The following is a 25143-nucleotide window of genomic DNA, read 5'->3' as shown; positions in this document are numbered from 1 at the left end:
CGCGCCTCCGGGCGTGGTCAGAACGGCACCGCCGCCGCGTGCGCGGCACGAACGGCGTCGGCGATGCGGACCAGGACGTGTCGCCGGGGTGCCTCCACGGACTCGCGCCCGTCGGCGTACTCATCACCGACCCCCGGGCCGGGGGAGTGGTCCGTGGCCGAGCGGTGGGGACGGGCGTCGGTCGTGCTCATCAGGTGAACGCTTTCGCTGGTCGGGGGGTGACCGGGTCCTAGGCACGTGCCCGGACCGTCAGATCACCGGGTCTGGAGGCCCGTCCGACAGCGACGATCGTCGACAGACAGCTGATCCGTCGCCAGCAGGCACACGCAGAACGTGTGGCGCGTCGAGGACGTCACCGTGGTCACGTGACCATTCGACCACCGCGGCCGCCCGTTCGGCAACGCATCGGCCCAGGTGGTGGGAGCCGTCGGATCCGGTGCTTGCCGCACCGGACAAATGAACGTACATTTACGGCAACAGTCCACGATGTGGCAGGAGATAGCTGATGGTCGCCGTTGATCCGATCGTCGAGGTGGATCCAATGACCGCGCAGGAGATGGCCGTGCGCGGCGCCCTACTCCTCGACGTCCGCGAGCCCGACGAGTGGCGTACCGGGCACATTGCCGACGCCGTCCACCTGCCCCTGGGTGACCTGCAGCCGGCGTCGGTCCCGCGCGACCGGACCGTGATCGCGGTGTGTCGCTCGGGCAACCGGTCGGGCAAGGCGGCCGTCGCTCTCGCCGCCGCCGGGGTCGACGTCCGCAACATGGCCGGCGGGATGAAGGCCTGGGCCGACGCCGGACTCCCGATCACCACCGACGACGGCACGCCGGGCGCGGTCGGCTGATGACGGTCCTCGCAGCTGCGCTCGGCCTGCTCATGGGCCTGGTCGTCGGCGCGCTCGGCGGAGGCGGCGGGGTGCTGACCGTCCCGTTGCTGGTCTACGTCCTCGGACTCACCGCGCAGAGCGCGACGACCAGCAGCATCATCATCGTCGGCATCACCGCACTCGTCGGCACCCTGGCCCGCCTGCGCGGGGACCGCATCGACTGGCGCACCGGACTGACCTTCGGGGCGCTCGGCATCCCCGCCGCGTTCCTCGGCACCCTGCTCAACCGGCACGTCGACCAGCGCGTGCTGCTCCTGGCCTTCGCCGCGGTCACCGTGCTCACCGCCATCGCCATGCTGGTCAACAGCCGCTCCGGTCGCCGCAAGCCCGAGGAGTCGGCCGGCGAGCCGTTCCCCTCGGCGCGGCCGGACGGCTCTGTGTCGACCGCCGTCCGCCTCCCGGTGCGGGTGCCCACCCGGCGCAGGCGACTGCTCGTCACCGCGACCAAGATCGTGCTGAGCGGTCTCGTCGTCGGCTTCATGACCGGGTTCCTCGGCGTCGGCGGCGGGTTCCTCGTCGTCCCGGCACTGGTGATCATCCTGCGCATGCCCATGTCGCACGCCGTCGGCACCTCGTTGCTGATCATCACCCTCAACGCGGTGTCCTCGATGGCGTCCCGGGTCGGTGCCCCGCTGGACCTGGACTGGCGGATCGTCGTGCCCTTCACCCTGCTCTCCGTCGTCGGCAGCTTCCTGGGCAAGCGGGTCGCGGACAAGCTCTCCGGCGACACCCTCACCAGGAGCTTCGCCGTCATGCTGATCCTGGTCGGTGGCTTCGTCGCCGTGCAGGCCCTCGGGGTGTTCTGACCGGCCCGAGTACGTGCCCCTGCCATGCGCTGGCCCGCTCGATCGCGAGCAGAACCTCAGCTGCGACACCGGCTGCGGCCCCAGCTGAGGGAGTTCGGACACGACCCGGACCACCGGTTCTCGCCGGCCGACGAGCGCACAACCTGACCCCCGAGCTGCTGCGCGACGGTTCGACCATCACGCTGGCGTTCCTCGCCGTCGCGCAGGCGGTGCGCAGCCACGCACGGTGGGATCGGGCGGAGCGGGTGATCCGGGCGGACCGCCGTCGTTCGCCGGTGGGGGGCTCGTGCGGTTGTTCGCCGCGAGTACCGCGATCGTCGGTGTCGGGGTTCTCGTGCTCGTTGTCGTCGGACGCTGAGGTGGTCGACGGGGTTCTCGGGGAACGCACCGTCCTCGAGTGGCGGCGCACCGGGTGGACGGGTGTGTGGCGGGAGCGATGGTTCTGCGCTCCGCCTCGACGGGAGTGATCGTCAGGATGCGGCCGGATCAGCGCCTGTCAGGTGCCCCGTCGTGGCGTTCTGCCTCGTCGTCGCCGTAGCCGTCGTGTGCCCGGGGATGTCTCGTGCACCCGCTGTGGACGGGGTGGGTGTCGTTGGCCACGTCGAGGTCGTGGAGCAGGCGGTCCAGTGAAAGGTCACCTGCGGAGCCGGTGCAGGTGATCGTGGTCATGTCGTCCCGCGGTTCAGGCATTGGCCGGCGACGGTGCGTCGTGATCTGCGCAGGCTGTGGTCCGGTGCGGGGCGGTAGCTGCCGCGAACTCGCGGAACGCGGCGTAGGCGCGGGGCCCGTACACAGTGGCGGGTCCGCCGTTCATCAGGATGGCGACACCCATCGCCTCGGCGACCTCGTCGGCCGTCGCGCCACTGCGTGCAGCCCCGTCGGCATGAGCGGCGATACAGCCGTCGCACTCTTTCGTCACGGCGATGGCGAGCGCGATCAGCTCCTTGACGCCCGCGCTCAGCGCGCCTGGTTCGAGCACGGCGCCGTACAGCTGCGCATAGGCCTCGTAGGTGTCGGGTATCGCCCGGCGCAGTTCGCGCCCGAGCAGGCGCGCCTCCCGTTGCCGTGCGGCGGCTTCTCCCATGTCGACCTCCGTGTTGCCGGGGCTCCGATCGGAGCGCCTCCAGCTCCCAGCATCACGGGTGACGGCGGTCCGGGCATGAGGCCTTCTGCCCGGACCTACCGTCCGTCCGGCCCGGTGGTTCGGGTCGCTCAGTTCCCGGGCTGTTCGGCGACCGCGCGCCGGACGTCGTCCATGTCGACGCCCCGGACCTGCTCGATGAGCTGTTCCAGTGCCGACTCGGGCAGCGCCCCGGGCTGGGAGTACAACACGACCCCGTCGCGGATGGCCATCAGCGTCGGGATCGAGGAGATGCCGAACGTCCGGGCGAGCTCGGTCTGGGCCTCGGTGTCGACCTTGCCGAACACGACGTCGTCGTGCTTGCCGGCCGCCTTCTCGAAGACGGGGGCGAACATGCGGCACGGACCGCACCACGACGCCCAGAAGTCGAGGAGCACGATCCCGCCGTGCTCGACGGTGTCGGTGAAGTTCTCGGTGGTCAGTTCGATCGTCGACATGGTTCCCATCTCTCCTGCTCGGATACCCCCTACGGTATAACTCAACCTACTCGCGTTGGCGGGTGTTCCCGCTTCCGTGGCACGGTCGGTCGACGGGCCGGGCCGCCGGGGGTGGCCCTCACCGGCCCCGAGGCCCGAACCCACCTCGTCGATCCTGCGGCGTCCTGCTGGGGGTCGAACGACCCCACGCGACGGGGTCGTTCGGCGCCCCACAACTGCTACTCGAGAGGGTTCGGTGGGGAGCGTCGGACGAATCGACGAGGCCGCCCTGGTCGTCGGGCGAGAGTGCCCGGCCGCCGCATCACGCGGCGCACATGACCGGTGACGACGGCTGCGGCCAGGTCGTGCCGCACGAACCACGATGCACGATCGAGAGGACTCCATCCCGATGAGCCTGCACCTGGGGGACACCGCCCCCGACTTCGCCGTCGAGTCCACCCGTGGCCCGATCCGTTTCCACGAGTGGCTCGGCGATTCGTGGGGGATGTTGTTCTCCCATCCGGCCGACTTCACGCCGGTGTGTACGACCGAACTGGGCGCCGTCGCCCGCCTCGGCCCGGAGTTCAGGGCGCGCGGGGTCAAGGTCATCGGCCTGTCTGTCGACTCGGTCGAGTCGCACCTGCGCTGGGAGGGCGACGTCGGCGAGACCCAGGGCACGCCGGTCGACTTCCCGATGATCGCCGACGTCGACCGGACCGTGTCGGAGCTCTACGACATGATCCACCCGGGTGCGAGTGCGACGTCTACGGTGCGCACCGTGTTCGTCGTCGGACCGGACAAGACGATCCGTCTCATCCTGACCTACCCGATGTCCACCGGTCGCAACTTCGCCGAGATCCTGCGCGCCATCGACAGCCTCCAGCTCACCGACGCCTACCCGGTCGCGACGCCCGCGGACTGGCAACCCGGCGAGGACGTGATCGTCGGGCTGGGCGTCGACGAGGAGGATGCCGCGAGGCTGTTCCCCCACCATCGCGTCGTGAAGCCCTATCTGCGTCTGACCGGCAGTCCCGACCGCGCTCCGGCGTCCGCCTGACCACCACGCCTTCCGGGTGACCGTGTGCCGTGGTGGTCTCCGGTTCAGGCGACCACCACGGTGGCCATCATCCCGGCGTCCTCGTGGTCGAGGATGTGGCAGTGGTAGACGCTGCGTCCGGTGAGGGTGGTGAACGGGATCCGTAGCCGCACCCAGCCGCGGGGCGGGACGATCACGACGTCCTGCGGTGTGCCGGTGGTGGGGCGGTCGTCGCTGGTGGCGAGGACGGTGAACGGCCACACGTGGATGTGGAACGGGTGGGCGAGCGGGCTGGAGTTGGTGACGGTCCATTCCTCGGTGCTGCCGAAGGTGACGGTCTGGTCGTCACGGTCGTGGTCGAACGTGCGTCCGTCGACGGACGCGGCCATCCCCGCCCCGCCGCCCATGCCCCCGCCGCCCATGCCCATCCGGAAGTCCGTCGTTCGTCTCCGGGTGGCGGGAGCGGTGGACGGGTCCTCTGCCGGGAGCGCGGCCGGAAGTGGCGCGGCGCCGCGCAGCGGGCCGGACGTGATCAGTGTGGCCAGCGGCGTCGACCCGGCGCCGACGGTGCTGCGGCCCATCATGGAGCCGCGGTCGTAGGGATCGGTGAGGAGCGTGAACCGGCCGGTGTCCTGGGGGCGGACGAGGATGTCGGCGCGGTTTCCCGGGGCGAGGACGACGCTGTCGTGGCCGGTCGGTCGGGGGAGGAACGACCCGTCCAGGGCGATCTGGTCGAGCTGGTGGCCCTCGAGGCGCAGGGCCAGGAACCGGGACGTGCAGGCGTTGACGATCCGCCAGCGCTCGGTCGCGCCCGGTGCGGCGGTGATGGTGGGCTGGTACTGCCCGTTGACCAGCAGCAGCCGGCCTTCGCGGCCGACGGTCCGTTCGGTGGCGGTCGCCGGCACGACGGCTCCGGTGCCGTCGAGGGTGATGTCGGTGACCAGCAGCAGGCGGTCCGTGGTGACCGGGACGTCACCCCCACGGTCGACGATCAACCCGCCCACCAGTCCGCCGTAGAGCTGGTCGGCGACCGTGCCGTGGTGGTGCGGGTGGTACCAGTGGGTGCCGGCCGGGTGGTCGGCGGGGATCCGGTAGAGGTAGTCGAACGACTCCCCGGGGTCGATCCGGAGCAATGCTTGAAACCTGTGGATGACCGGAGGGGCCGTACCCTTCCGGTGATCTTGAGGCCATCAAGCAAGATCGGCGCGCCAACGCCGGTCGGAAGGGTACGACCCGTGCTCACCGTAGTTCCTGGAGCTGCCGACGCAGATGAACCCCACCGGGACGGCGGCTCGCTGATCGACGAGCTGGTCCGCGAGGGCGCCCGCCGGATGCTCGCCGAGGCTCTGCAGGCCGAGGTCGACGACTACATTGCCCGCCACGTCGGCGAGCGCGACGAGCACGGCCGCCGGCTGGTCGTGCGCAACGGCACCCACCAGCCCCGCGAGGTGCTCACCAGCGCCGGCGCGGTCGAGGTGACCGTGCCGCGGGTGAACGACCGGCGCACCGACCCGCAGACCGGGGAGCGGGCGCGGTTCTCCTCGGCGATCCTGCCGCCCTGGTGCCGCAAGACCCCGAAGATCACCGAAGTGCTGCCGCTGCTCTACCTGCACGGGCTCTCGACCAGCGACTTCGTGCCCGCCCTGGGCCAGTTCCTCGGCTCGACCGCCGGGCTCTCGGCGCCGGTGATCACGAAGCTGACCGAGACCTGGAAGGCCGAACAGCGCACCTTCGCCGCCCGCGACCTGTCCAGAGCCGACTACGTCTACCTGTGGGCCGACGGGATCCACGTCAACATCCGCCTCGAAGAACACAAGCTGTGCCTGCTCGTGCTGATCGGCGTCCGTGCTGACGGGCGCAAGGAGCTCGTCGCGCTGGCCGATGGCTACCGCGAGTCGACCGAGTCCTGGGCGGACCTGCTGCGCGATGCCGCCCGGCGAGGGATGCGCGCCCCGGTCCTCGCGGTCGGAGACGGCGCGCTGGGGTTCTGGGCCGCGCTGCGCGAGGTGTTCCCCGCGACCCGCGAGCAGCGCTGCTGGTTCCACAAGATCGCCAACGTGCTCGGCGCCCTCCCGAAATCCGCGCACCCGGGGGCGAAGAAGGCACTCGCGGAGATCTGGAACGCCGAAGACCGCCGCCACGCCCTCGACGCCGTGAAAGCATTCGAGGCCGCCTACGGGGCGAAATTCCCGAAGGCGGTCGCGAAGATCACCGACGATGTCGAGGTGCTGCTCGCGGTCTACGACTTCCCCGCCGAGCACTGGATCCACCTGCGCACCACGAACCCCATCGAGTCGACCTTCGCCACCGTCCGGCACCGCACGAAGATCACTCGCGGTCCCGGCTCGCGGGCAGCCGGGCTGGCGATGGCGTTCAAGCTCATCGAGGCCGCCCAGGACCGCTGGCGCGCCGTGAACGGCCCACACCTGGTCGCGCTCGTCCGCGCCGGCGCCCTGTTCGTCAACGGCAAGCTCGTCGAACGACCCGACGACCACCACCAACCGGAAGCCGCCTAAAGATCTTCATCCACAGGTCTTGACTATTGCTCGTCGATCCGCAGGAAGGGGTTGTCGCTGTTGCCCTGCGGGGAGACGCGCAGGCCGTGGGTGTGCAGGTTGGTCGGCTGGCGGAGTCGGTTGGTGAGCCGTACGGCGAGCTCGTCGCCGGGGCGGACGCGCAGGGTCGGGCCGGGGGAGTCGCCGTCGAAGCCCAGGGCTGCGGTGTCGCGGCCGGCCAGCCGGGCACCCACAGCGGCGACCAGTTCCACGGAGAGCCTGCCGTCGCGGCTGTCGAGTACGGGGGGCTGAGACAGTTCCCCGCCGGTGGTGCCGGGCTGGAACTCCCCGGTGTCTGCGATGACCGTGGCGATCCATCCGGTGGTCCCCGCGACCAGCCCGCCCGCGCCGAGACCGCCGAGGATCAGGGCGCGGCGGCGGCTGATCGGTACCGGCGTCACAGGAGCTCGGCCCGGCGGCGGTGCTCGGCGACGTCGATCTCGCCGCGAGCCGGGCGATCGTCGAGGATGCGCCGGGCCGCTGGGCGTTCGCCGCCCCGGCCTCGGGGAAGCCGGTAGGCGAGGTAGCTGAGCAGCGCGAGCCCGATGACGACGAGGGTCGGCCAGATCCAGAACCAGCTCATCGCCGCTGTACCCGTCATGGAGGTGCGGTCCTGTCCGTCGGTGGAGGTCGACGGTCGTCTCCTCGGTCGAGGTGGACGAGGGGCGGACGCCCTGTCCTTCCGGGCCGGAGGGCCGTGGTCCTCAGCCGGTGAGGGAATCGAGTGCGGCGTGCAGGCGTGCTGAGGCGTCCGTGGCGACGGCGGCGAGCTCGGCCGGCTGCGGGCCGCCGTCGCCGGCCATGGCGAGCAGTTCGGCCGGGTCGACGGCCTGCACGAGGGTGTGGCCGCCGGACTGCCGGACGGTGACGTTGCAGGGCAGCAGCAGCCCGATCTCGGGGTCGGTGGACAGGGCCTGGTGGGCCAGTGCGGGGTTGCAGGCGCCGAGGATCGTGTAGTCCTCCACGTCCTCACCGAGCTTGGCCTTCAGGGTGGCGCGGACGTCGATGGTGGTCAGGACGCCGAATCCCTGGGTGGCGAGCGCCGCGGTGACGGCGTCGATGGCGTCGGTGTGGGAGAGGTCGAGCGTGACGGTGTGCGCGGACATGGGTTCTCCTCGGTGGGGTGATGGGTCAGGCGAGGGACAGGAAGAGCTTCTCCAGCTGGGCGCGGTCGACCTTGCCGTCCTCGCCCGCGGCGATGCACTGCTCGAGCCCGGAGGCGATGACGGCGAACCCGGCCTTGTCCAGGGCGCGGGACACGGCGGCGAGCTGGGTGACGACGTCCTTGCAGTCGCGGCCCTCCTGCAGCATGCGGATGACGCCGCCGAGCTGGCCCTCCGCGCGGCGCAGGCGGTTGACCACGCTGCCGACGACATCGTCCTCGATCTTCATCGCCACTCCTCCGGTAATACCCCTGGGTGTATGTGTCGCCACGGTACTCTCCTTGCCGACGTCGGGGGTCGTGGTGTTCACGCCGCAGCCCGGGCGGTGGTCGAGGTGAGCCCGGCCGCGACGGCCCGGGCGAAGTCGTCGTCGATGGCGACGACGTCGTGGCCGCGGGCGTGCAGCAGGGAGGCGACGACGCCGGCGCGGTAGCCCCCGGCGCAGTGCACCCACACGGTTCCGGAGGGGACCTCGTCGAGGCGGGTGAGGATCTCGTGGATCGGGATGTGCACCGACCCGTGGACGGCGGCGTCGGCGCGCTCGGCGGTGCGCCGGACGTCGAGGACGGCCGGGCCGGTGCCGGTGGCGCGCTCGGTGGCGAGATCGGCGAAGGTGGCACGGCGGAAGGACACCGGGGCTGCGGTCCAGTCGGCGGGCACACCGGTCGCCATCGCGGCGAGCCGGTCGATGCCGATGCGGACGAGCTCACGCTGGGCGTCGGCGACCTGGGACGGGGTCTCGCCGAGCAGCGTGACCGGGGTGCCCCACGGGATCAGCCAGCCGAGATAGGTGACGAACTGCCCGGTGAGGCCGATGTTGACGCTGCCGGCGACGTGCCCGGCGGCGAAGGCGGTGCCGTCGCGCAGGTCCACGACCCACTCGCCGGTGTCGATCCGTCGACGCAGCTCGCCCGGGTCGGCCGTGGCGGGCGGGGTGAGGTCCGGGGTGTCGGGGCCGATGCTGTTGGCCGGGGCCATGTGGGCGTAGTAGGCGGGGAAGGCGTCGAGCCCGGCGAGCAGGTCGTGGACGTAGTGCTCCTCGTCCAGGGTGAGCGCGGGGTTGGTGCGGGTCTCGTCGCCGACGGTGCCCGCGGTGCCACTCGCTGTCGCGCTCGCGGAGCAGAAGCTGCCGAACCCGTGCGTCGGGTGCAGCGTCGCGGACCCGGGCAGCTCGGTCGCGAGCCGGTGGGCGGAGTGCCACTGGGCGCGCACGAGGGTGTCGGTGTGGTCGGGGCCGAGGAGGTCCGGGCGTCCGGTGGCCCCGAACAGCAGGGAGCCGCCGCTGAACACCGCGACCGGGTCGCCCGCCGCGTCGAGCAGCGCGTAGGACAGGTGGGTGTGGGTGTGACCCGGCGTGTGCAGCGTCCGCACGGCCATCTCCGGGCTGACGGTCACGACGTCCCCGTCGTGCAGGCCGGTGCGGTCGAAGGCGACGGCGTCGTCGGCGTTGAGGAGGTAGGCGGCGCCGGTGGCCCGGGCGAGGGCGAGGCCGCCGGTGACGTAGTCGTTGTGGATGTGCGTCTCGAACACGTGCGTGATCACCACACCGGCCTCGGCCGCACGGGCCAGGACCCGGTCGATGTCGCGCTGCGGATCGACCACGAGCGCGACGCGCCCGTCGTGGGCCAGGTAGCTGCGATCGCCCAACCCGGGGGTCTCGATCGTCAGGATCTCGATCATCGAGTCGCCTCCGTCGCGGTGCCGTGCTCGACAGGCTGACCGGTCTGGATCCAGGCGGCGGTGCCGCCGCGGACGTTCACGGCCTCGACACCCACTCCGCGCAGCATCCGCGTGGCCTGGGCACTGCGACCGCCCGACTGGCAGACCACGTACACCGGCCGGTCGCGCGGGAGCTCGGGCACCCGTGCACCCAGGACCCCCAGTGGCATCGACCGGGCGCCGGGCACGTGCCCCGCGCGGTACTCGTCCGCCTCGCGCACGTCCACCACGGTCACCGTGGCGGCCGTACGCATCTGGGCCAACTGCTGTGGATCGATCTCCGGCAACATCTCTGCACCTCTCCGTCGTAGTACCCCCTGGGGTATACGGCACAACGGTGGCGCTCTGACTTCCATGCCCCAGGGGGCATCTCTGTGGCAGGGGTCTCAGATACCCTATGGGGTATGCTGGTTCCTTCGATGCGAGCGATGGAGGACCACGTGTGCCAGCGAGTGATGTGCCGGACGTGCAAGAAGGCCACCTACCGCGGATGCGGACAGCACGTCGATCAGGTCCTGGCCGGGGTACCGGCATCGCAGCGCTGCAGCTGCGCGGCGACGACGGGTTCCGGCGGTGCGTGGCGGCGGTGGTTCCGGCGTTCCTGACCGCGACGGGGCGCGCCCGGTCGAGCCTGCTGCGCGCCGCCGTCGTGGAGGCGCTACGGCCTCCCGGGGGTGGGAAGTGCTGCCCCGAGCGGTCGGCTCCCGACTCGTGCGACGCCCGGTTCTTTCCTGCCACCGTGTCTCTTTCCTGCCACCGTGTCGAGTACGCATCCGATGGGATCGTGGAGACGTGGTGGGCGACCGTCTCGGCGGACAGGCCGAGGCGGGCGGCGATCACCTGGTCGGTCAGGCCGCGTCCGAGCAGTTCGGCCACTGCCGATTCCGGCGCGACGGGCCGGGGACGACCGGGTCGGGCGAGGCGGCGGCGGTGGATCCGCCGGGCCGCGGGACACTGCTGCCCAGCCACTGCGTGCCCATCCGCACGGCGTCCAGCGCCGCGATGATCTGCTCGGGCGAGGATTCCTTCACGATGTAGCCGTCTGCACCGGCGTCGAGCACGGCCCTCACCGAGGCTTCGTCGTCGAACAGGGTGATCACCTCGGCCACCACGTCGTACCCGCCGGCTTCGAGCAGTGCGATGAGTCCACGGCGGAACATCGGGTGGTCGTCGACCACGAGCACCCGGGTCATGCCGTACCCACCGGGAGACGGACGACGACCCGGGTGCCGGGGGTGAGCCGGTCGATCTGCACGCTGCCGGCCCGGACGATCCACGAGGTGTCGATCAGGGTGGGCCGGGCGGCACGGCGGCGGGGGAGGCGATGTGCGCGGCGAAGCGGCCGCCTGGGCCGGCCGTCATAGCCGCGATCGTCTCCTCGTAGGCGTCGGAGACGGAGGCCAGGCAGTCGATCACGATCGTGCGCTCGGCAGGTGTCAGAGTCTCGGTCGCCCGCAAGGTCACGTCGGTGACCACGGCGAACATGTCCTCCATCTTCGACCGGGCGGTCGCACTGAGCGTCACGACGATCTTCCGCCGGTCTGTCGGATGCGAACTGCGCACCACGAGGCCACCCGAGACGAGCCTGTCGACCAGGTCTGTCACGGAGGGGGTTGTCAGGTGGAGGTGACGCGCGAGTTCGGTCGGAGTGCTCGACTCGGTGACGAACAGCTGTGAGAGGGCTTCCATCTCGGTGTCCCCGACGCCGAACGCGGTCCTGGCCGCCTGCAGGCGGTACCGCTCGACGGTCAGGACGATCTGCCGGATGGCCGCTGCCAGTCTCGCCCCGTCGTTCACGAACACGAGCGTATCGAGAGGGATGCGTTCGGGCCGATCAGTCCGGGCCGATCAGTCCGGGGCCGATCAGTCCGACGTCATCGAGCAGGCCTCGGTCGCCCGGGCGGGCGAGGACCGGCCGCTCGACGTCCTGACGCATCCAGGGGGCCGTTCGCTCAGAGTCCGCGGGGTTGTCGCTCTGCGTGGCACATCGATCGCGGATGGTCCAGACGGCGGGCGATGACAACGCCTGAATCGGTCACAAAGCCCTCATATCGGCATTCACTTCACTATTGCCTCTTCCGGCGACCGTCTCGCCATAGAGGCTCGGCAGCCATATAGTTCGACAGGCTTATTACTTCGACCCCTCAGAGGCGGGGCCCCGACCAGGTCGCTGGTGATCGTGTGACCTCAGGACCGTGGTGGATGAGAACCGCATCGAGGAGGTAGTGGCGTGCTGGAGCCAGACTTGCCCGGGCTCGGCGAGCTGTCGAGGTCGCGATCCGATGCCGAAGAGGCGTATCCACTCCTGGCCCGGCTGCAGATGGTGTCCGCAGCCTGTGCTGAATCGATGAGTCTGGACGATCTCGGGTCGGTGGCGCTCGGGCAGGGTGTCGGTGCGATCGGGGCCGCGGGTGCGGTGCTCTACCTGTGTCGTCACGACGGCCTGAGTCTCGCAGGGAGCCTCAGGATGGGTCGTTCGAGTGACGGGTGGGAGTTGATCCCCTACGACGAGACGTTGCCCATCACCGACGCCCTCCGTCGGCGCAGTGCCGTCTGGCTCCCGAGTGTCCTGGTCAAGCAGCAGCTCTATCCCGCTCTCGCGGCGATCGGGTCGGGGTTCGGCGCGACGGCTTCGCTTCCCCTCGTCGCGGACGACCGCGAGCTGGGCGTACTCGGTGTCGCGTTCACCGGGGAGCACTCGTTCTCCGCCGCTGAGCGGTTGTTCCTGCTGGCGCTGTCGGATCAGATCGCGGGCGCGCTCGCCCGGATCGCCGACGGGATCACGGTGGGTCCGCCCGGCGCCCGGCGGGTGTGCATCCCGCTCTCCGACCCTGGTCGGCTGGCCGCGGTGCAACGGCTGCGGTACTCGGTCGGGAACGTGCGGGCCGGCCTCGACCGGTTCGCGCGGCTGGCCGCGGGAGTGTGCGACGCGCCCCTCGCCCATGTCGCGCTGGTCGATCAGGACCGCACCGTGGTCGGAGGTCACGGAGAGGGTCCGCTCGGGGCCGATCAGCCCGTCGAGGAATCGCTGTGCCTGGTCACGCTCTCCGAGGACGGGCCGGTGGAGATCCCGGACGCGACCCGGGACGGCCGACTCAGCTCGTTGCCGGCGGTGACGTCCGGGGCCGTGGGTGCCTACATCGGAGTTCCGATCTCGAGCGAGGGACACGTGATCGGCGCGCTGTGCGTCGTCGATCGGTCACCGCGCGAATGGCCTGCATCCGCCGTCGGTTCCCTCACCGACGTGGCCGCTGCGGTCGGCCACGAGCTGGCCATGCAGGCTGCTCTCCGCGACCAGCGGAGAGCGGCGGACCGGGCGGCGCGGCTCAGGGCGCTGCGGGACTCACTGATCGGGACCGAGACCGCCGCCGCGGTCGCCGAGATCGCTGTCGATCACCTGACCCGGTTGCCCGGGGTCAAGGGAGCGGCGTTCGTCCCGGCACCCGGGTCCGGCGACCGCGATCCGGCCCCGGGTGCGATGCGCGGGCTGGCTGTCGACGCCGCGTACTCCACCCCCGGGGTCCAGGAGTGCCTCCAGCTGCACCTACCGGTGCACGCACCCGACCTGACGGAGGTGATGGCGCGGTTCTCCGCGCTGCTGCCGGACCTGCTCGTCCTCGGCGCCCCGGCGGTGGTGGCCTGGCCGTTGCCCACGGCCCGGCCCGCCGTGATCGTGCTGGCCCTGGAAGGGGGCCGACGCATCGGATCGAGTGGTGAGGACGTGATCGGAGAGATGGCCGGAGTGCTCGCCAGGAGTCTCGCCCGTATCGAGCTCGCCGGGCAGGACGAGACTGTCCGCGCGGAGATGGCCTTCCTGATGGAGGCGTCGTCGCAGCTCGATCTCGGACTGGACGTCGAACAGACGCTGGCGCGCGCCGCCCGGATCGCGGTCCCGGGTCTCGCCGGGCGGTGCGTGGTGCATCTCGTCGACGACGGAACCCTGCGTCCGGCCGCCGTCGCCCACGTCGACGCCCGGGCCGAGGCGGAGATGTGGACGGAGCAGCAGCGGGCCACGCACCCGACTGCGGGCAGCACTGCCGGCTTCGGACTGGCCGAGCGGGTACTGGCCGGCGGCCGGACCGAGGTCGGCACCGTCGCCGGGTGCTGGGTGCTGTCGGTGCCACTGCGAGCACACGGCCGACTGCTCGGCGTGGTCTCCCTCGCCCAGGCCCGGCCCGGTCTGGGCGGACGGCCCCCGCGGATCCCGTTCGTGGAGTCGCTGGTCTCGCGCATCGCGGTCGCCATCGACAACGCTCTGCTGTACCAGCAGCGCGACGAGGCGGCCCGGGCCCTGGCCCGCAGGCTCTTGCCACCGTCGTTGCCACAGCTCCCCGATATCGAGTTGGCCGCCCGCTACCACCCCGCAGACACCGCGCTGGGCATCGGCGGCGACTTCTACGACGCCGTCCCGCGCCCGGACGGTTCGTTGGCCGTCGTCATCGGGGACGTGTGCGGGCGCGGGCCGCAGGCCGCGGGCATCACCGCGATCGCGCGGCACACACTGCGGGTGGTGCTGGAGGACGGTGCCAGCCCCTCCGCCGCGCTGTCCCGGCTCAACCGCACCCTGCGCAGCAGCATCCCGGGGTACGAGCGGCTCACGACGGCCGTGGTGATCAGCATCTCGGTCGACGGCCTGCACACCGAGGTCACGGTGTGTGCCGCCGGCCATCCCCTTCCCGTACTGATCCGCGCGGGCGAGCCTCCGGAAGAGATCGGGACGGTGAACCCCATGCTCGGGGCGATCGGCGATCCTCCGTTCGCGGAGACATCGATCCGCCTCGATGCCGGCGACACCGTGCTCATCTACACCGACGGCGTGACCGAGTCGCGTGGCCCGGCCGGCATGCTCGAGACCGATGGGCTGTTACTGGGTCTGGCCGATTCCGCCGGCCTCCCGTCCGGTCTGTTGCTCGACCGGATCTCGGACCTGTTGGCGAGGTACCGCGACCGCGACGACGACGACGTCGCGATGGTGGCCGTGCGGTTGCGCGGTCAGCCGGTCCTCTAGACCACGATTCCTCCCGGGCAGTACCTCGCCGGTCGGGTGCGGGCCGCGGTGATCGACGGCCTGGGCAGGGTGGGACACCGCCGGCCCACCGAACGGCCGAGCGTCATCGCGACGATCGTGGGGCATCTCGCCGACCGGTGGACCACCGCCGCGGAGTCGGGGTGCGAGCTGGTGGTCTTCGAACTCGGCCGCGGCCTGCGTTTCGAGCTTCGTGTGGCGGTCGCGTCACCGCCAGGCGTCGGGGGCGACCGGCAACCGCCCCCGATGGGCGAGGGCCCCTTCCACACGGCGGCGTTGCGTCTGGGAGCACTCGACGGGATGGCGCCGGGGTTCTGGTGTGAGGTCGAGATGGAGCACGGATGACTGATCTGGTCCTGATGATCGAGGACTCCGCCGAGGACGTCGAAGCCGTGCAGCGCACCATGGCCCGGTCGTACCCCACGACGGAGTTGGAGGCGATCGCCGACGGCCGTCGTGCGCTCGACCGGCTGCTCGATGACACCGTCGGCCGACCGGACGTCGTGCTGCTCGACCTGAACCTGCCCGGGGTCGACGGGCGCAGCGTGCTGAGCGAGATCCGGGGTCGGCCGGAGCTCGCCGACCTCGTGGTCGTGGTGCTGACGTCCTCCACCGATCCACGCGACGTCGAGCAGTGCTACCGGGCGGGGGCCAACGGCTACGTGTTCAAACCGGTCGACTACGCCATGTTCTGTGCCGCGCTGTGCGGTGCCCTCGACTACTGGCTCCCGCACGGCGGGGCCGTGACCGCATGAGCCGGGCCGTCGACCACGACACGGCTCTCGACGCGGCGGCGGAGTACGCGTCGGGCACCCCGGTCGACCTCGAGGTATGCCGGTCCGAGCCGATCCATCTCCTGGGGGCCACGCAGTCCCACGGTGTGCTCGTCGCCGTGGACACGGCCCTGGTGGTGCGGGTGGTGAGTGCCAACTCGGGGCCGGTGCTGGGCCGGGAACCGGACCGGTTGCTGGAACGTCCGATCACCGACCTGATCGGCGCAGGCCAGACCGAGCTGCTCCGTCGCGCCGTCCACGACCTCGCAGCGGGTGAGTCCTCGCTGCTGCCGATGCGCCTGGAGCACCTCGGTGAGCCGGGACCTGACGCGGCGACGGACGTCGACGTGACGGTGAGTCGTAGCGACGGCCTGGTCCTCTGCGAGTTCGAACCGGCCCGACGGGAGGGACCGTTCGCGTTCTCCGCGTTCACCGGCCGCATCCGGCGAACGCTGCAGACCCTGCAGAGCTCCCCGACCGTGGTCGAACTCGCCGACCGGGCGGTGGAGGAGATCCGGCGACTGACCGGCTACAGCCGGGTCGTGATCTACCGCTTCGACGGTGACGGGCCCGGCCACGTGATCGCGGAGGACCGTCACCCGGACTGGGAGTCCTGGCTCGGCCTGTGGTTCCCGGCGATCGACGTGCCGCCCCAGGCCCGGAGGCTCTACCTGCGCAACTGGATCAGGTCGATCGCCGACGTCGACGACCCGTCCGCCGCGCTGGTGCCGCCCACCGTCCCGGGCACCGACCGGCCCCTCGATCTGTCGGGCTCGGTGCTGCGCAGCCTGTCCCCCTACCACCTCGACTACCTGCGCAACATCGGTGTCGCCGCATCGATGTCGATCTCCCTGATCAAAGACGGAAGCCTCTGGGGTCTGGTGGCCTGTCACCACTCACGGCCACTGCTCCTGGCCCCGGAGACGCGCGCCGCCTGCGAGTTCCTCGGCGCAGCGCTGTCGCTGCAGCTGGTGGCGATCGAGCGCAGCGAGCAGGAGAGGGCCCGGGCCGACGCGCACACCACCCTGACGCGCATCGTCACCGCCATCCCCGCCGGGCCGCCGGCCGCACTACTCGCCGACGACCACGGCCTCCTCGATCTCGTCCCCGCCTCCGGGGCGCTCGTCCGGCTCCACGGCCGGATCGACGGCCGCGGGGACCTGCCCGACGCCACGGTGGTCGCCGACCTCCTCGACCGGCTGCCGATCGGGCCGCCGGGGTCCGTCTGGAGCACCGACCGGCTGTCGGCGGCGTTCCCGGAGTTCGCCGATCTCGCCGGGCCGACGAGTGGGGTGCTGGTGCTCCCGCTCAGCGGTGACGGCGACCTGATCGCCTGGTTCCGGCCGGAGATCCTGCGCACGGTCGAGTGGGCGGCCGATCCGTCGCGTCCTGCAGTGATCGGCTCGCGCGGCCAGCGGCTGAGCCCACGCGGCTCGCACAGCGTCTGGCGCGAGACCGTCCGCGGCCGCTCACGGCCCTGGTCGGCCACCGAGGTGGAGCTGGCCACCAGTCTGGGACGGGCCGTGTCCGAGCTCGTCCTGCGGCATGCGGCCGAGCTCGGCGAGGCCAACGCCGAGCTCCGACGGAGCAACGACGATCTCGACTCGTTCGCCTACGTCGTCGCCCACGACCTGAAGGAGCCTCTGCGAGGAATCGCGAACTCGGCGGACTTCGCCCTCGAGGACGCCCCGGACCTCGACGCCGGCACCGTCCGCCGGCTGCAGACGACCCGCGTGCTCGCCGGGCGGATGGACGAGCTCCTCACCTCGCTGCTGCACTTCTCGCAGGTCGGCCGCAGCCAACCCGGCACCGCAACCGTGGACATGACCACCCTCGCCGACCAGGTCATCGAGCTGGTCGCCGAACGCGCGTCCGCGGCGGGCGTCCGGATCCGCAGATCCAGCGCGCTCCCGGTCGTCTCCGGCGAGCGGGCACTGCTGCGCGAGGTGCTCACGAATCTCGTCGTCAACGCCATCAAATACGCCCACGACGAACCCCGTTGGGTCGACATCGGTACTGCGCCCGTCCAGCCACCGCACACCCGGGGTTCGGTCGATGCCGTGTACGTGCGCGACAACGGCATCGGGATCGCACCCCACCACCACGAAGACGTGTTCCGGCTGTTCCGGCGGCTGGACCCGGACCGCGGCTCCGGCATGGGGGCCGGCCTCGCGATCGCCCGGAAGATCGTCGAGCGCCACGGCGGCCGGCTCTGGGTCGACTCCGACCTCGGGCACGGGGCCACCTTCTGGCTCACCCTTCCCACGACCCCGCCAGGTCGGAGCTGACCCGCCGTGCGATCCCTCCTGGCGGAGCACCTGCGCACCCACACACGCACCTGCCACGCGCGTCTGGACGCCCGGCTGGGGCTGCCCGGCTCCGTTCGTACCCGCACGGACCTGGCCGTCCTGCTGCACGCCCTCGTGACCGCGTGGCAGCCACTCGAGGAGGCCCTGCACGGAGTGGACGGTTGGGCCGAGGTGGGTCTCGATCCCCGGCTCGGCGACGCCTCGGACCTCCTGCACCGTGACCTCGACGTCCTCGGCCGGCCCGACACCCCCGCCGCGCACGTGGTGGCACTGCGACCTTTCGGGTCGCTTCCCGAAGCGGTCGGCGCCCGCTACGTCCTGCTCGGCAGTGCGATGGGCGGCCGCGCGATCGCCCCCGTCGTCGAGCACGAACTCGGTCTCGTCCGAGGTGAGGCGACCGGGTTCTTCCGCCGCAGCGGCATGGATCCCGGCGCTGACTGGGCCCGCTTCCAGCGCGCCACAGCGGACCTCGACACCCCGGCGGCCCTGGCCGGCGCCCTCAGCGGGGCACAGCTCGCCTTCGACGTCATCGGAGCGGCGGCGGCTGCGCAGGTGCCGTGGCCACTTCCGGGCCGGCCGGACGGCCTGGGACGGCCCGCGGGTCCGGCCGGTGAGGGCCGCGTCCGGGTCGTGTCGCGACCTCCTTCCTGAGCCATCCACCAGCTACAGGTCGACCGAGTTCTCGCGGTCCCCACGCCTGATCAGGCGACCGCGGCCTCGCCGAGGGCCGGCGCCGCGGCCTGCTCCTGATCGCGGCGCTGATGGGCGAGACGGCGGACCGCCGGGGGGCCGACCCGCACCTGGGTAGGGAGGTCGCGATGGTCAGCTCCGCGGTCGGAGGACACCGGCCCAGCGCGTAGGGATCGCGCCCGACGGTCGGTGTGCTGCTCCTCGCCGGGCGGGATGGGGCGAGCGCGAGAGCGGGGTGTGTTCGGTCGGCCCGATGACGACTCCACGACTACGGCCGCGACCGCATGCAGTGGTCATGCCCCGCGGGAACCGAGGCCCGGGTCATCGCGCGGCTCGGCCCGACGGCCCACGACAACGGTTCGGCACGACCGGTGAATGCGGGCCGTCGCCCGGGCACGTCGCGGTAGCCGTGCCGTCGTGGGAGTCCGCGTGATCGAAGGCCGGACTGCGACGCAGCACGGCGAGGGACCTCGCGAGGATCCGGGAGACGTGCATCTGGGACACCCCGATCCGTTCCGCGATCTGCGTCTGGGTGAGGTCGTCGAAGAAGCGGAGTCCCACGACGTACCGATCACGGGCGGGCAGGACCGAGAGGGCCGAGCGGAGCCCGAGCCGGTCGTCGGTCAGGTCGAACCCCGGGTCGGGACGTCCGAGGACGTCGCCCAGTTCTGTGTCGGAGTCCGAGAGGTGCTCGTCGAGGGAACTGCTCCGATCGGTGTGTCGGGCGTGCAGAGCCTCGAGGACCTTCTCGGTGTCCACACCGAGGTGGATCGCGAGTTGGCTGGGTCGCGGCGCCCGTCCAGTAGCGGCCGACAGTTCCTGGATGGCTGCGGGAAGGCGTGAGTGGAGGTCTTTCACCGGGCGGGGAACATGCATCGACCAGGCTCGATCGCGGAAGTGACGTTTGATCTCGCCGGTGATGGTCGGCACGGCGAAGCTCAGGAAGTCCTTGCCTGTTCCGGGGTCGTACCGTTTCAGTGCGCCCAGCAGTCCGATGGTGCCGACCTGTTCCAGATCGGCGGAGGGCTCGCCGCTGTTGCGATACCGGCGGGCGATGTGCTGCACCACCGGAAGGAAACCGATCACCAGTTCCTCCTGCAGCGTTCGCCGCAGGGGGTCATCGGTCGGGAGGCCGGCGAACCGGGCCAGGAGCGGTCGGAGATCCGAGTACTCATCGACCCGGCGGCCAGACCTGTTCGGCGCCACCGATCGAGATCGTCCCTCGTGAGTCGTGCAGTTGCCTCCGGCATCAGTGCGTGCCCGGGTCCCGGAACGGGTCGACGAGTTCACGGTGACACCCTGTCCGGTCGGACCCACTTCAGGGACGGGATCGTGGGTTCAGCGGGCGACGCCTCGCCGGCCGTAGGTGCCGGAGACGATGGCGACACCGATGACTGCGAGGACGAGTTGGACGAGGAGCTCGATCCAGTCGATGCCGTTGGTGGCGGTCGGCAGGCCGAGGGCGCGGGCCAGGAAGGTGCCGAGAAGCGCGGCGACGATTCCGACGACGATGGTCAGCCAGATCGGGATGTTCTGCTTTCCCGGGAGAATGAGCCGCGCCAGAACGCCGATGATCGCGCCGATGACGATTGCAGTGATGATGCCGGTGACGGTCATGGTGTCGGTTCCTCTTCGTGATGAGACGTCTGCTCCCTGCAGGGCACGCAGAGTGTGGCGCTTCACTCGGCAGGCTGCATGACGAGGAGTCGGGTGGGTATCGGATCGTGATGTGGATGCACGCTTCGGATGGATCTTGACTATGGGTGGCGATACGTTCGTATCTGGTGAGGCAGCCTTTGCTCTTCACCCCTGCCGCACGCATCCGTCAGGCGCAGGAGGGTGTTCGTCATGGACGCCTGCCGTCCGTCGACGTGCTCGCGGCGAGCTGGCAGACGACCTCGGCGGCAGCGGCCACGTGCGCCCGCTGGGCGTTCGTGGCCGAACAGGTGCCGCTGTCGATACCGTCGACCAGCGCTCGCAGGATCGTCAGCACATCGACGAGCTCATCGTTGTTCCATCGGTCGGCCATGAGTTCAGACTCCTACCACTGCGGCCCGCTCGGCGCCGTCCGAATGCCAAAGGCGATGGTCTGAATAGACGAATCTCGCCGGTGAGGTGAATGGTGCTCGGAAAGCGCGGCAACCGGTAGCGCTGCGACTTCCGGTGCGTGTCGTGCCGGTATGGTGACGAGCGGCGCAGTCGGCCGATCAGCCGGGCTCGTGCCGGTCGGGCGGGGTACGACACCGCACGCGTGTATGTCGGAGGGCGAAGGACTTCGAGTCGCCGTCCCTGCCGGCTCGTGCTTGATGTGGGCGCGAACGGGGAATGCGGTGCGTGTGACGACGAGATCGCCGGGGGCGGACCATGCGGACGGTCTCCTGGGCGGGTGTTACGTGCTGCGTGAGGTCCTCGGGGTCGGGTCCTCGGCGGTGGTCCACCGTGCCGAGGACGTTCGCACGGGACGGGCCGTCGCAGTCAAGTTGTTCTCGACCGCGGGCTCCCCGGTGGATCACCGCAGGCGTCGCCGCGAGGTCGACGCCCTGACGCGGCTGCGGCATCCGGGTCTCGTCCGTCTGCTCGACGGTGACCCCACCGGTCCGCGCCCGTTCGTCGTCACCGAGCTGGTCGAGGGGCCGACGCTCGCACAGGCACTGGCCGAGGGACCGTGGGGGTCGGATCGGGTCCGACGGGTGGGGGCGGTGGTCGCGGCCGCCCTCGCGGTCGTGCACGCGGGCGGGTTCGTGCACCGGGACGTCAAGCCGGCGAACGTCCTGCTCGACAGCGGTGGGCGCCCCCTGCTGGCCGACTTCGGCGTCGCCTGGACCATCGACGGGGCGACGGCGACGACGGCCGGGGCGGTCGTCGGCACCGCCGCGTACATGTCGCCCGAGCAGGTGGGCGGTCACGACGTCGGCCCGGCCACCGATGTCTACGCGCTGGGGCTGGTGCTGATCGAGGCGTTGACCGGTCGACGGGAGTACCCGGGATCGGCGGTGGAGTCGGCTGTGGCCCGCTTGAGCCGGTCGCCCCGGGTGCCGGGTGGGCTACCGCCGATACTGGGCTCGACCATCGAGGCGATGACCCGGACCGATCCGTCGCGGCGCCCCGGGGCGGCCGAGGTGGCGACGATGCTGTCGGACACGCCGACCTCGACGGTCGGGCTGCGCGCACCGGCTCTCCGGGCCGGGCACTCCCGCTCGCGGCGGGGCCTGCTGGCCGCCGCGACCTGCGTGGTCGGACCGCTGCTGGTTCTCGGCGCGGCCGGGTCGAGCGTGACCACGTGGGTACCGACCCCCCCGGTCGTCGAGTCTGCAGCGCCCGCTGAGGTGGCGCCGCCGCCGACCGGGTCCGCGGTGCCGACCGGATCTGTGATGGGCCGGCAGGATGCGGCCGCGCCGATCGGGGCCCCGTTGCCTTCCGGAGCCGGGCCGAGCGAGGTCTCCGTCGCCCCGGACACGTCCGTCAGCGTCGGTTCTGCGGCACGGTCTCCCGACGCGGTCTCCGTCGACGCCGCGACCGGCGGCCCGGTCGGTGACACCGATGAGCTCGATGGCGGCACGGGCGGGGACGAACTGTCCGAGGACGAGGCGGTCCGGCCCGGGAACGATCGCGGACCCGGCAACGGCGGCCGGGGCAGGGACCATCAGGTCGGGCCGCCCGAACACGCCAACGACTAGCCCATCCCAGTCGGCCGCGGGCTCGGTCGCCACCGCGGTGGACGGGTCCGGCGGGGCCGCGACCGGGGCCGCGACGGGGCCGGTCGCGCCGCCGCACCCGGTCAGGGCCAGCGGGACCGCGACGATCGGCAGGAGCGCCGTCCGCCGCGGACCGCGACCCGGGTGCGGTTCGAGCGGGATCAGCCGCCGTGCCGCGGCGACGCGGGCGCCCACGCCCACGACGGCCGCGCCGCCGACACCCAGCAGCAGCGCCCACGCGGGCAGGCCGGACCCGGACGGGGCGCCCGACGGCGCACCGGACGGCGCGCTGGGCAGCCCGTCGACCGTGAACACGACGAGGTGAGGTTCCCGGCCTCCAGCGAGCCGATGGGGTGCACGAACGTCACGGTGGCCCTCGGCGAGGTCGAGATCGGCCGGGCCGATCACGGGGTCGGTGGTCCCGGCGGCGGCCACCGCGGCGGACACGGTCCCCGCGGGGACCTCCCAGCGCCTCCTGGTTGGGGTTGGTGAGCCCGGACACGACCGGCGAGCACGCCGACGGCGGGCGGTGGCGGTGTGCCGCACGACCAGGCGGGCCTGCCCGGCGGGCACGGGGAGACGTCGTCGACGAACGGGGTGACGGTCGGGGCGCCGCTCTCGGACAGGTGGGCGACGAGCGTGACGTTCCCGCCCGCGGGCAGGTCGGCGGTCGCGGAGAGCAGCGGCTCGCCGGAGCCGTCGGGGGCGTCGGCGGGGGAGATCGCGACCTCGCGGCTGCCCGCGGGCAGGTCCACCGGGCCCGCGTTCGTGCCGGGCTGGAAGTCGTCGAGGGCGCGGGTGCCGTCGACGTAGACGTCCACGGGGTGTGTCCGATCGCGGTGCGAACGCCGCCGCACCGGGCGGCCGACCGGTCGTCGACGGCGCGGTGGGACGGGTGGTTGGGTCTGTGCATGAGCACCGCAGAGCCGGTTCCGGGGTACGACGCCGAGTTCCTCGGTGCGTCGGCCGCCCTGCCGATACCCGTGGACACGCGCGTGGTGCGGGAGCTGACCTACGTGCACTTCACGGTGCTGCTCGACCCGGCCCGGCGACTGGCGGTGGCGACCGGGGTCAACATCGACGGGTCCGAGCTGCGTGAGCTCGGGCGCAGTGACGACTGGCGCCCGGACCCACGGGTCGGGGCGGAGGAGCAGGCCGGAGCGGACCTGTACCTGGACAACGACCTCGACCGCGGGCACCTGGTGCGCCGTAGCGATCCGGTGTGGGGTGCGCCTGCGGTCGCGGAGCAGGCCAACAGCGACACGTTCGTCTACCCGAACGCTGCGCCGCAGGCGGCGCAGTTCAACCAGTCCAAGCAGCTGTGGCTCGGTCTCGAGGACTACGTGCTCACCCACGCCGACACCTACGACACGAGGCTGAGCGTGTTCACCGCCCCGGTCCTGGCCGCGGACGACCCGCAGTACCGGGGCGTCGGGATCCCGCGGTCGTTCTGGAAGGTGGCCGCCTGGGCCGCGGCCCCGGGGCAGGGCGAGGACCTGCTGCTGATGGCGACGGGGTACGTGCTGGACCAGACCCCGCAGCTCGACGACGTCGACCTCTCGGACGGCGGCGCCGTCCCGGCCGCGGGCCCACCGCCGCTGGGTCCGTATCGCACCTACCAGGTGCCCATCGGTGACATCGCCGCCCTCACCGGCCTCGACCTGGGCCCGCTCGTCGCCGCCGACCGCTTCACCGCCCCTGCGCCGGTCGGTGTCGGCTCCCGCGACCGATGGGTCCGTCTGGATGCCCTCACCGGGGTCCAGCTGTAGTACGGGAGCTGCGTGTGCCCGTCGGGCTTCGGCCGGTGTCGGTGTAACCCGCGAGGCGTCGGCGGCATCTGTGTCCACGAGAGGCCACCCCGGCCGCCGCGAACACCCCCGGAGGATCCGATGTCCGAGTGCTACGACCCCGCCCCGATCGACACCACCACCCCCGCCCAGCCCGACATCGAGGACGGCACCTTCGGCTACGTCGACCTCGACGGCGACGGCTACACCGAGACCACCCAGCTCGACACCAACGGCGACGGCACCCTCGACACCGTCCTGGTCGACGTCGACGGCGACTTCTACGACGACCTCGCCGCGTTCGACAACACCCCCGGCGACGGCACCTTCACCGCCGACGTCATCGCCCTCGGCTTCGACGCCGACGGCCTCGCCGACGTCGTCCTCGACGACACCGACCTCGACGGGGACTTCGAGACCGTCACCCCGGGCGCCGACGAGCCGCTGCCGTACGCGAACCCGTACGAGACCTCCGCGGGCGTCGCCCCGCTCGGGGAGATCTTCGCCCAGCGGTGAGTGCTACCGCAGGCGCACGACGCGGAGCTCCACGACGTCGCTGACGTACCGTCCGCCGCGGACGTCACCGGGCACGATCAGCCGCGGCCGCTCGAGGGCCTGTCCGTCCTCGACGAGCGACAGGAGCAGGCCGCGGTCGCCGAAGTCGGCCGAGACGTCGCCGTAGGCGACGGCGGCGGAGTACCCGTCGGCGCCGATCGCGAGCACCGCGAAGGACAGGAGGTTGTTGCGCCGGTCCGCTGACACGGCCAGCGCGTCGACCGGCAGCACGTCGGCGAGCGCGGGCCCGGTCTCGGAGTGCGTCTGCTGCCCCTGGCTGCTGCCGAACGTGACCTCGGCGGTCTGCTGGGGCAGCGCGGCGAGATCGTCGATCGTGAGGTCGGTCGGGGTCACCAGGTCGCCGCTGAGCCGGACGGTGCCGGCCGGTGGGACCTCCACCGAGGCCGGTGCGGCGGTGCCGACGGGCCCCGCCGCGGCCGGTGCCGTGGTGGCCGCCGGCGCGCCGCAGCCCACCAGCAACCCCGCCGCGAGTGCCACACCGGTGATCAGCAGACGCGTCATGGACGAACCATAGAACTCGCTGATGCGGTGAATCAAGGACTCGATTCCCTCAGGAGCGGAT

30 protein-coding genes are annotated in these 25143 nt (G+C 71.6%); 13 read left to right on the top strand and 17 right to left on the bottom strand.

Annotated features, from left to right (window positions below):
• Window positions 1–17 precede the first annotated feature (17 nt).
• Entirely contained in the window at window positions 18–191 is a 174-nt protein-coding gene (locus I4I81_RS24020) for a hypothetical protein (protein WP_218603108.1), read from the bottom strand.
• A gap of 350 nt (window positions 192–541) precedes the next feature.
• Between I4I81_RS24020 and I4I81_RS24015 the strand changes: the two genes are divergently transcribed.
• Together I4I81_RS24015 and I4I81_RS24010 are read left to right on the top strand one after the other, a co-directional pair.
• Window positions 542–847 (top strand): rhodanese-like domain-containing protein, encoded by a 306-nt coding sequence (locus I4I81_RS24015; RefSeq protein ID WP_218603107.1) that lies wholly within the window; start codon window positions 542–544, stop codon window positions 845–847.
• Window positions 847–1695, top strand: coding sequence for a sulfite exporter TauE/SafE family protein (locus I4I81_RS24010; RefSeq protein WP_218603106.1), 849 nt, complete (start codon window positions 847–849; stop codon window positions 1693–1695). The genes I4I81_RS24015 and I4I81_RS24010 overlap by 1 nt, the downstream gene beginning before the upstream one ends.
• Before the next feature lie 682 nt (window positions 1696–2377).
• Here the strand turns inward: I4I81_RS24010 and I4I81_RS24005 are convergent.
• Both I4I81_RS24005 and trxA read right to left on the bottom strand, forming a co-directional pair.
• Window positions 2378–2779, bottom strand: a complete 402-nt coding sequence (locus I4I81_RS24005) for a carboxymuconolactone decarboxylase family protein (RefSeq protein ID WP_218603105.1) — start codon at window positions 2777–2779, stop codon at window positions 2378–2380.
• A gap of 128 nt (window positions 2780–2907) precedes the next feature.
• Entirely contained in the window at window positions 2908–3273 is a 366-nt protein-coding gene (gene trxA / locus I4I81_RS24000) for a thioredoxin (protein WP_218603104.1), read from the bottom strand.
• Window positions 3274–3661: 388 nt separating this feature from the next.
• Here trxA and I4I81_RS23995 point away from each other — a divergent pair, with 388 nt between their 5' ends.
• Window positions 3662–4309 carry a peroxiredoxin gene (locus I4I81_RS23995; RefSeq protein ID WP_218603103.1) on the top strand — a complete coding sequence of 216 codons (648 nt, stop codon included), beginning with the start codon at window positions 3662–3664 and terminating at the stop codon, window positions 4307–4309.
• A gap of 44 nt (window positions 4310–4353) precedes the next feature.
• On the opposite strand, the gene I4I81_RS23990 is transcribed toward I4I81_RS23995, so the two are convergent.
• On the bottom strand, window positions 4354–5421 hold the full coding sequence (locus I4I81_RS23990) for a multicopper oxidase family protein (protein ID WP_225924674.1): 1068 nt from the start codon (window positions 5419–5421) through the stop codon (window positions 4354–4356).
• A gap of 102 nt (window positions 5422–5523) precedes the next feature.
• On the opposite strand from I4I81_RS23990, the gene I4I81_RS23985 reads away from it, so the two are divergent.
• Window positions 5524–6804: an IS256 family transposase gene (locus I4I81_RS23985; RefSeq protein ID WP_218606453.1), complete on the top strand. Its 1281-nt coding sequence runs from the start codon at window positions 5524–5526 to the stop codon at window positions 6802–6804.
• Window positions 6805–6827: 23 nt separating this feature from the next.
• Here the strand turns inward: I4I81_RS23985 and I4I81_RS23980 are convergent, their stop codons facing one another.
• The 6 genes from I4I81_RS23980 to I4I81_RS23955 form a co-directional block, all read right to left on the bottom strand.
• Window positions 6828–7244 carry a multicopper oxidase domain-containing protein gene (locus tag I4I81_RS23980; protein WP_218616353.1) on the bottom strand — a complete coding sequence of 139 codons (417 nt, stop codon included), beginning with the start codon at window positions 7242–7244 and terminating at the stop codon, window positions 6828–6830.
• Window positions 7241–7444: an SHOCT domain-containing protein gene (locus tag I4I81_RS23975; protein ID WP_218606349.1), complete on the bottom strand. Its 204-nt coding sequence runs from the start codon at window positions 7442–7444 to the stop codon at window positions 7241–7243. The genes I4I81_RS23980 and I4I81_RS23975 overlap by 4 nt, the downstream gene beginning before the upstream one ends.
• Before the next feature lie 103 nt (window positions 7445–7547).
• A complete protein-coding gene (locus I4I81_RS23970) occupies window positions 7548–7949 on the bottom strand; it encodes a DUF302 domain-containing protein (RefSeq protein ID WP_218606350.1) in 402 nt (133 codons plus the stop codon).
• Window positions 7950–7974: 25 nt separating this feature from the next.
• A complete protein-coding gene (locus I4I81_RS23965) occupies window positions 7975–8235 on the bottom strand; it encodes a metal-sensitive transcriptional regulator (RefSeq protein WP_218606351.1) in 261 nt (86 codons plus the stop codon).
• 77 nt (window positions 8236–8312) lie between these two features.
• Window positions 8313–9686, bottom strand: a complete 1374-nt coding sequence (locus I4I81_RS23960; RefSeq protein ID WP_218616352.1) for an MBL fold metallo-hydrolase — start codon at window positions 9684–9686, stop codon at window positions 8313–8315.
• Window positions 9683–10015, bottom strand: coding sequence for a rhodanese-like domain-containing protein (locus tag I4I81_RS23955; protein ID WP_218603666.1), 333 nt, complete (start codon window positions 10013–10015; stop codon window positions 9683–9685). Before I4I81_RS23955 ends, I4I81_RS23960 begins: the two co-directional genes overlap by 4 nt.
• A gap of 114 nt (window positions 10016–10129) precedes the next feature.
• Here I4I81_RS23955 and I4I81_RS31815 point away from each other — a divergent pair, with 114 nt between their 5' ends.
• Window positions 10130–10330, top strand: coding sequence for a DUF8730 family Cys-rich protein (locus I4I81_RS31815; protein ID WP_504958315.1), 201 nt, complete (start codon window positions 10130–10132; stop codon window positions 10328–10330).
• Window positions 10331–10573: 243 nt separating this feature from the next.
• On the opposite strand, the gene I4I81_RS23950 is transcribed toward I4I81_RS31815, so the two are convergent.
• Window positions 10574–10918: a response regulator gene (locus I4I81_RS23950; protein ID WP_218603667.1), complete on the bottom strand. Its 345-nt coding sequence runs from the start codon at window positions 10916–10918 to the stop codon at window positions 10574–10576.
• A 94-nt stretch (window positions 10919–11012) separates the two neighbouring features.
• Window positions 11013–11522: a MarR family winged helix-turn-helix transcriptional regulator gene (locus I4I81_RS23945; RefSeq protein WP_218603668.1), complete on the bottom strand. Its 510-nt coding sequence runs from the start codon at window positions 11520–11522 to the stop codon at window positions 11013–11015.
• A 550-nt stretch (window positions 11523–12072) separates the two neighbouring features.
• On the opposite strand from I4I81_RS23945, the gene I4I81_RS23940 reads away from it, so the two are divergent.
• The 5 genes from I4I81_RS23940 to I4I81_RS23920 are packed head-to-tail and all read left to right on the top strand — an operon-like array spanning window position 12073 to window position 18484.
• Window positions 12073–14733, top strand: a complete 2661-nt coding sequence (locus I4I81_RS23940) for a SpoIIE family protein phosphatase (RefSeq protein WP_218603669.1) — start codon at window positions 12073–12075, stop codon at window positions 14731–14733.
• A 48-nt stretch (window positions 14734–14781) separates the two neighbouring features.
• Window positions 14782–15096: a hypothetical protein gene (locus I4I81_RS23935; RefSeq protein ID WP_226363538.1), complete on the top strand. Its 315-nt coding sequence runs from the start codon at window positions 14782–14784 to the stop codon at window positions 15094–15096.
• Window positions 15093–15506, top strand: coding sequence for a response regulator (locus I4I81_RS23930; RefSeq protein WP_218603671.1), 414 nt, complete (start codon window positions 15093–15095; stop codon window positions 15504–15506). The genes I4I81_RS23935 and I4I81_RS23930 overlap by 4 nt, the downstream gene beginning before the upstream one ends.
• Entirely contained in the window at window positions 15503–17812 is a 2310-nt protein-coding gene (locus tag I4I81_RS23925) for an ATP-binding protein (protein ID WP_218603672.1), read from the top strand. Before I4I81_RS23930 ends, I4I81_RS23925 begins: the two co-directional genes overlap by 4 nt.
• A gap of 6 nt (window positions 17813–17818) precedes the next feature.
• Entirely contained in the window at window positions 17819–18484 is a 666-nt protein-coding gene (locus tag I4I81_RS23920) for a biliverdin-producing heme oxygenase (protein ID WP_218603673.1), read from the top strand.
• A 360-nt stretch (window positions 18485–18844) separates the two neighbouring features.
• Here the strand turns inward: I4I81_RS23920 and I4I81_RS23915 are convergent, their stop codons facing one another.
• From I4I81_RS23915 to I4I81_RS23905, 3 genes are all read right to left on the bottom strand, one after another.
• Complete coding sequence (locus I4I81_RS23915) at window positions 18845–19729, bottom strand: SigB/SigF/SigG family RNA polymerase sigma factor (protein ID WP_218603674.1); 885 nt, start codon at window positions 19727–19729, stop codon at window positions 18845–18847.
• Window positions 19730–19861: 132 nt separating this feature from the next.
• Entirely contained in the window at window positions 19862–20140 is a 279-nt protein-coding gene (locus I4I81_RS23910) for a GlsB/YeaQ/YmgE family stress response membrane protein (protein WP_218603675.1), read from the bottom strand.
• A 229-nt stretch (window positions 20141–20369) separates the two neighbouring features.
• Window positions 20370–20552, bottom strand: a complete 183-nt coding sequence (locus I4I81_RS23905) for a hypothetical protein (protein ID WP_218603676.1) — start codon at window positions 20550–20552, stop codon at window positions 20370–20372.
• 151 nt (window positions 20553–20703) lie between these two features.
• Between I4I81_RS23905 and I4I81_RS23900 the strand changes: the two genes are divergently transcribed.
• The gene (locus I4I81_RS23900; protein WP_308187696.1) at window positions 20704–22200 is read left to right on the top strand and encodes a serine/threonine protein kinase; all 1497 of its coding nucleotides are present in this window, start codon (window positions 20704–20706) and stop codon (window positions 22198–22200) included.
• Between the two features lie 422 nt (window positions 22201–22622).
• Here the strand turns inward: I4I81_RS23900 and I4I81_RS23895 are convergent, their stop codons facing one another.
• Window positions 22623–23039: a DUF4397 domain-containing protein gene (locus I4I81_RS23895; RefSeq protein ID WP_218606180.1), complete on the bottom strand. Its 417-nt coding sequence runs from the start codon at window positions 23037–23039 to the stop codon at window positions 22623–22625.
• A gap of 90 nt (window positions 23040–23129) precedes the next feature.
• On the opposite strand from I4I81_RS23895, the gene I4I81_RS23890 reads away from it, so the two are divergent.
• Both I4I81_RS23890 and I4I81_RS23885 read left to right on the top strand, forming a co-directional pair.
• Window positions 23130–23987 carry a DNA/RNA non-specific endonuclease gene (locus I4I81_RS23890; RefSeq protein ID WP_218606179.1) on the top strand — a complete coding sequence of 286 codons (858 nt, stop codon included), beginning with the start codon at window positions 23130–23132 and terminating at the stop codon, window positions 23985–23987.
• A gap of 120 nt (window positions 23988–24107) precedes the next feature.
• Window positions 24108–24521 (top strand): hypothetical protein, encoded by a 414-nt coding sequence (locus I4I81_RS23885; RefSeq protein ID WP_218616350.1) that lies wholly within the window; start codon window positions 24108–24110, stop codon window positions 24519–24521.
• A gap of 3 nt (window positions 24522–24524) precedes the next feature.
• On the opposite strand, the gene I4I81_RS23880 is transcribed toward I4I81_RS23885, so the two are convergent.
• Entirely contained in the window at window positions 24525–25082 is a 558-nt protein-coding gene (locus I4I81_RS23880; protein WP_218601799.1) for a molybdopterin-binding protein, read from the bottom strand.
• Between the last annotated feature and the right edge of the window lie 61 nt (window positions 25083–25143).

It is taken from the genome of Pseudonocardia abyssalis (assembly GCF_019263705.2).
In the GTDB taxonomy this organism is placed as follows: Bacteria; Actinomycetota; Actinomycetes; order Mycobacteriales; family Pseudonocardiaceae; genus Pseudonocardia; species Pseudonocardia abyssalis.
This window is presented reverse-complemented; position numbering and strand designations above follow the sequence as displayed.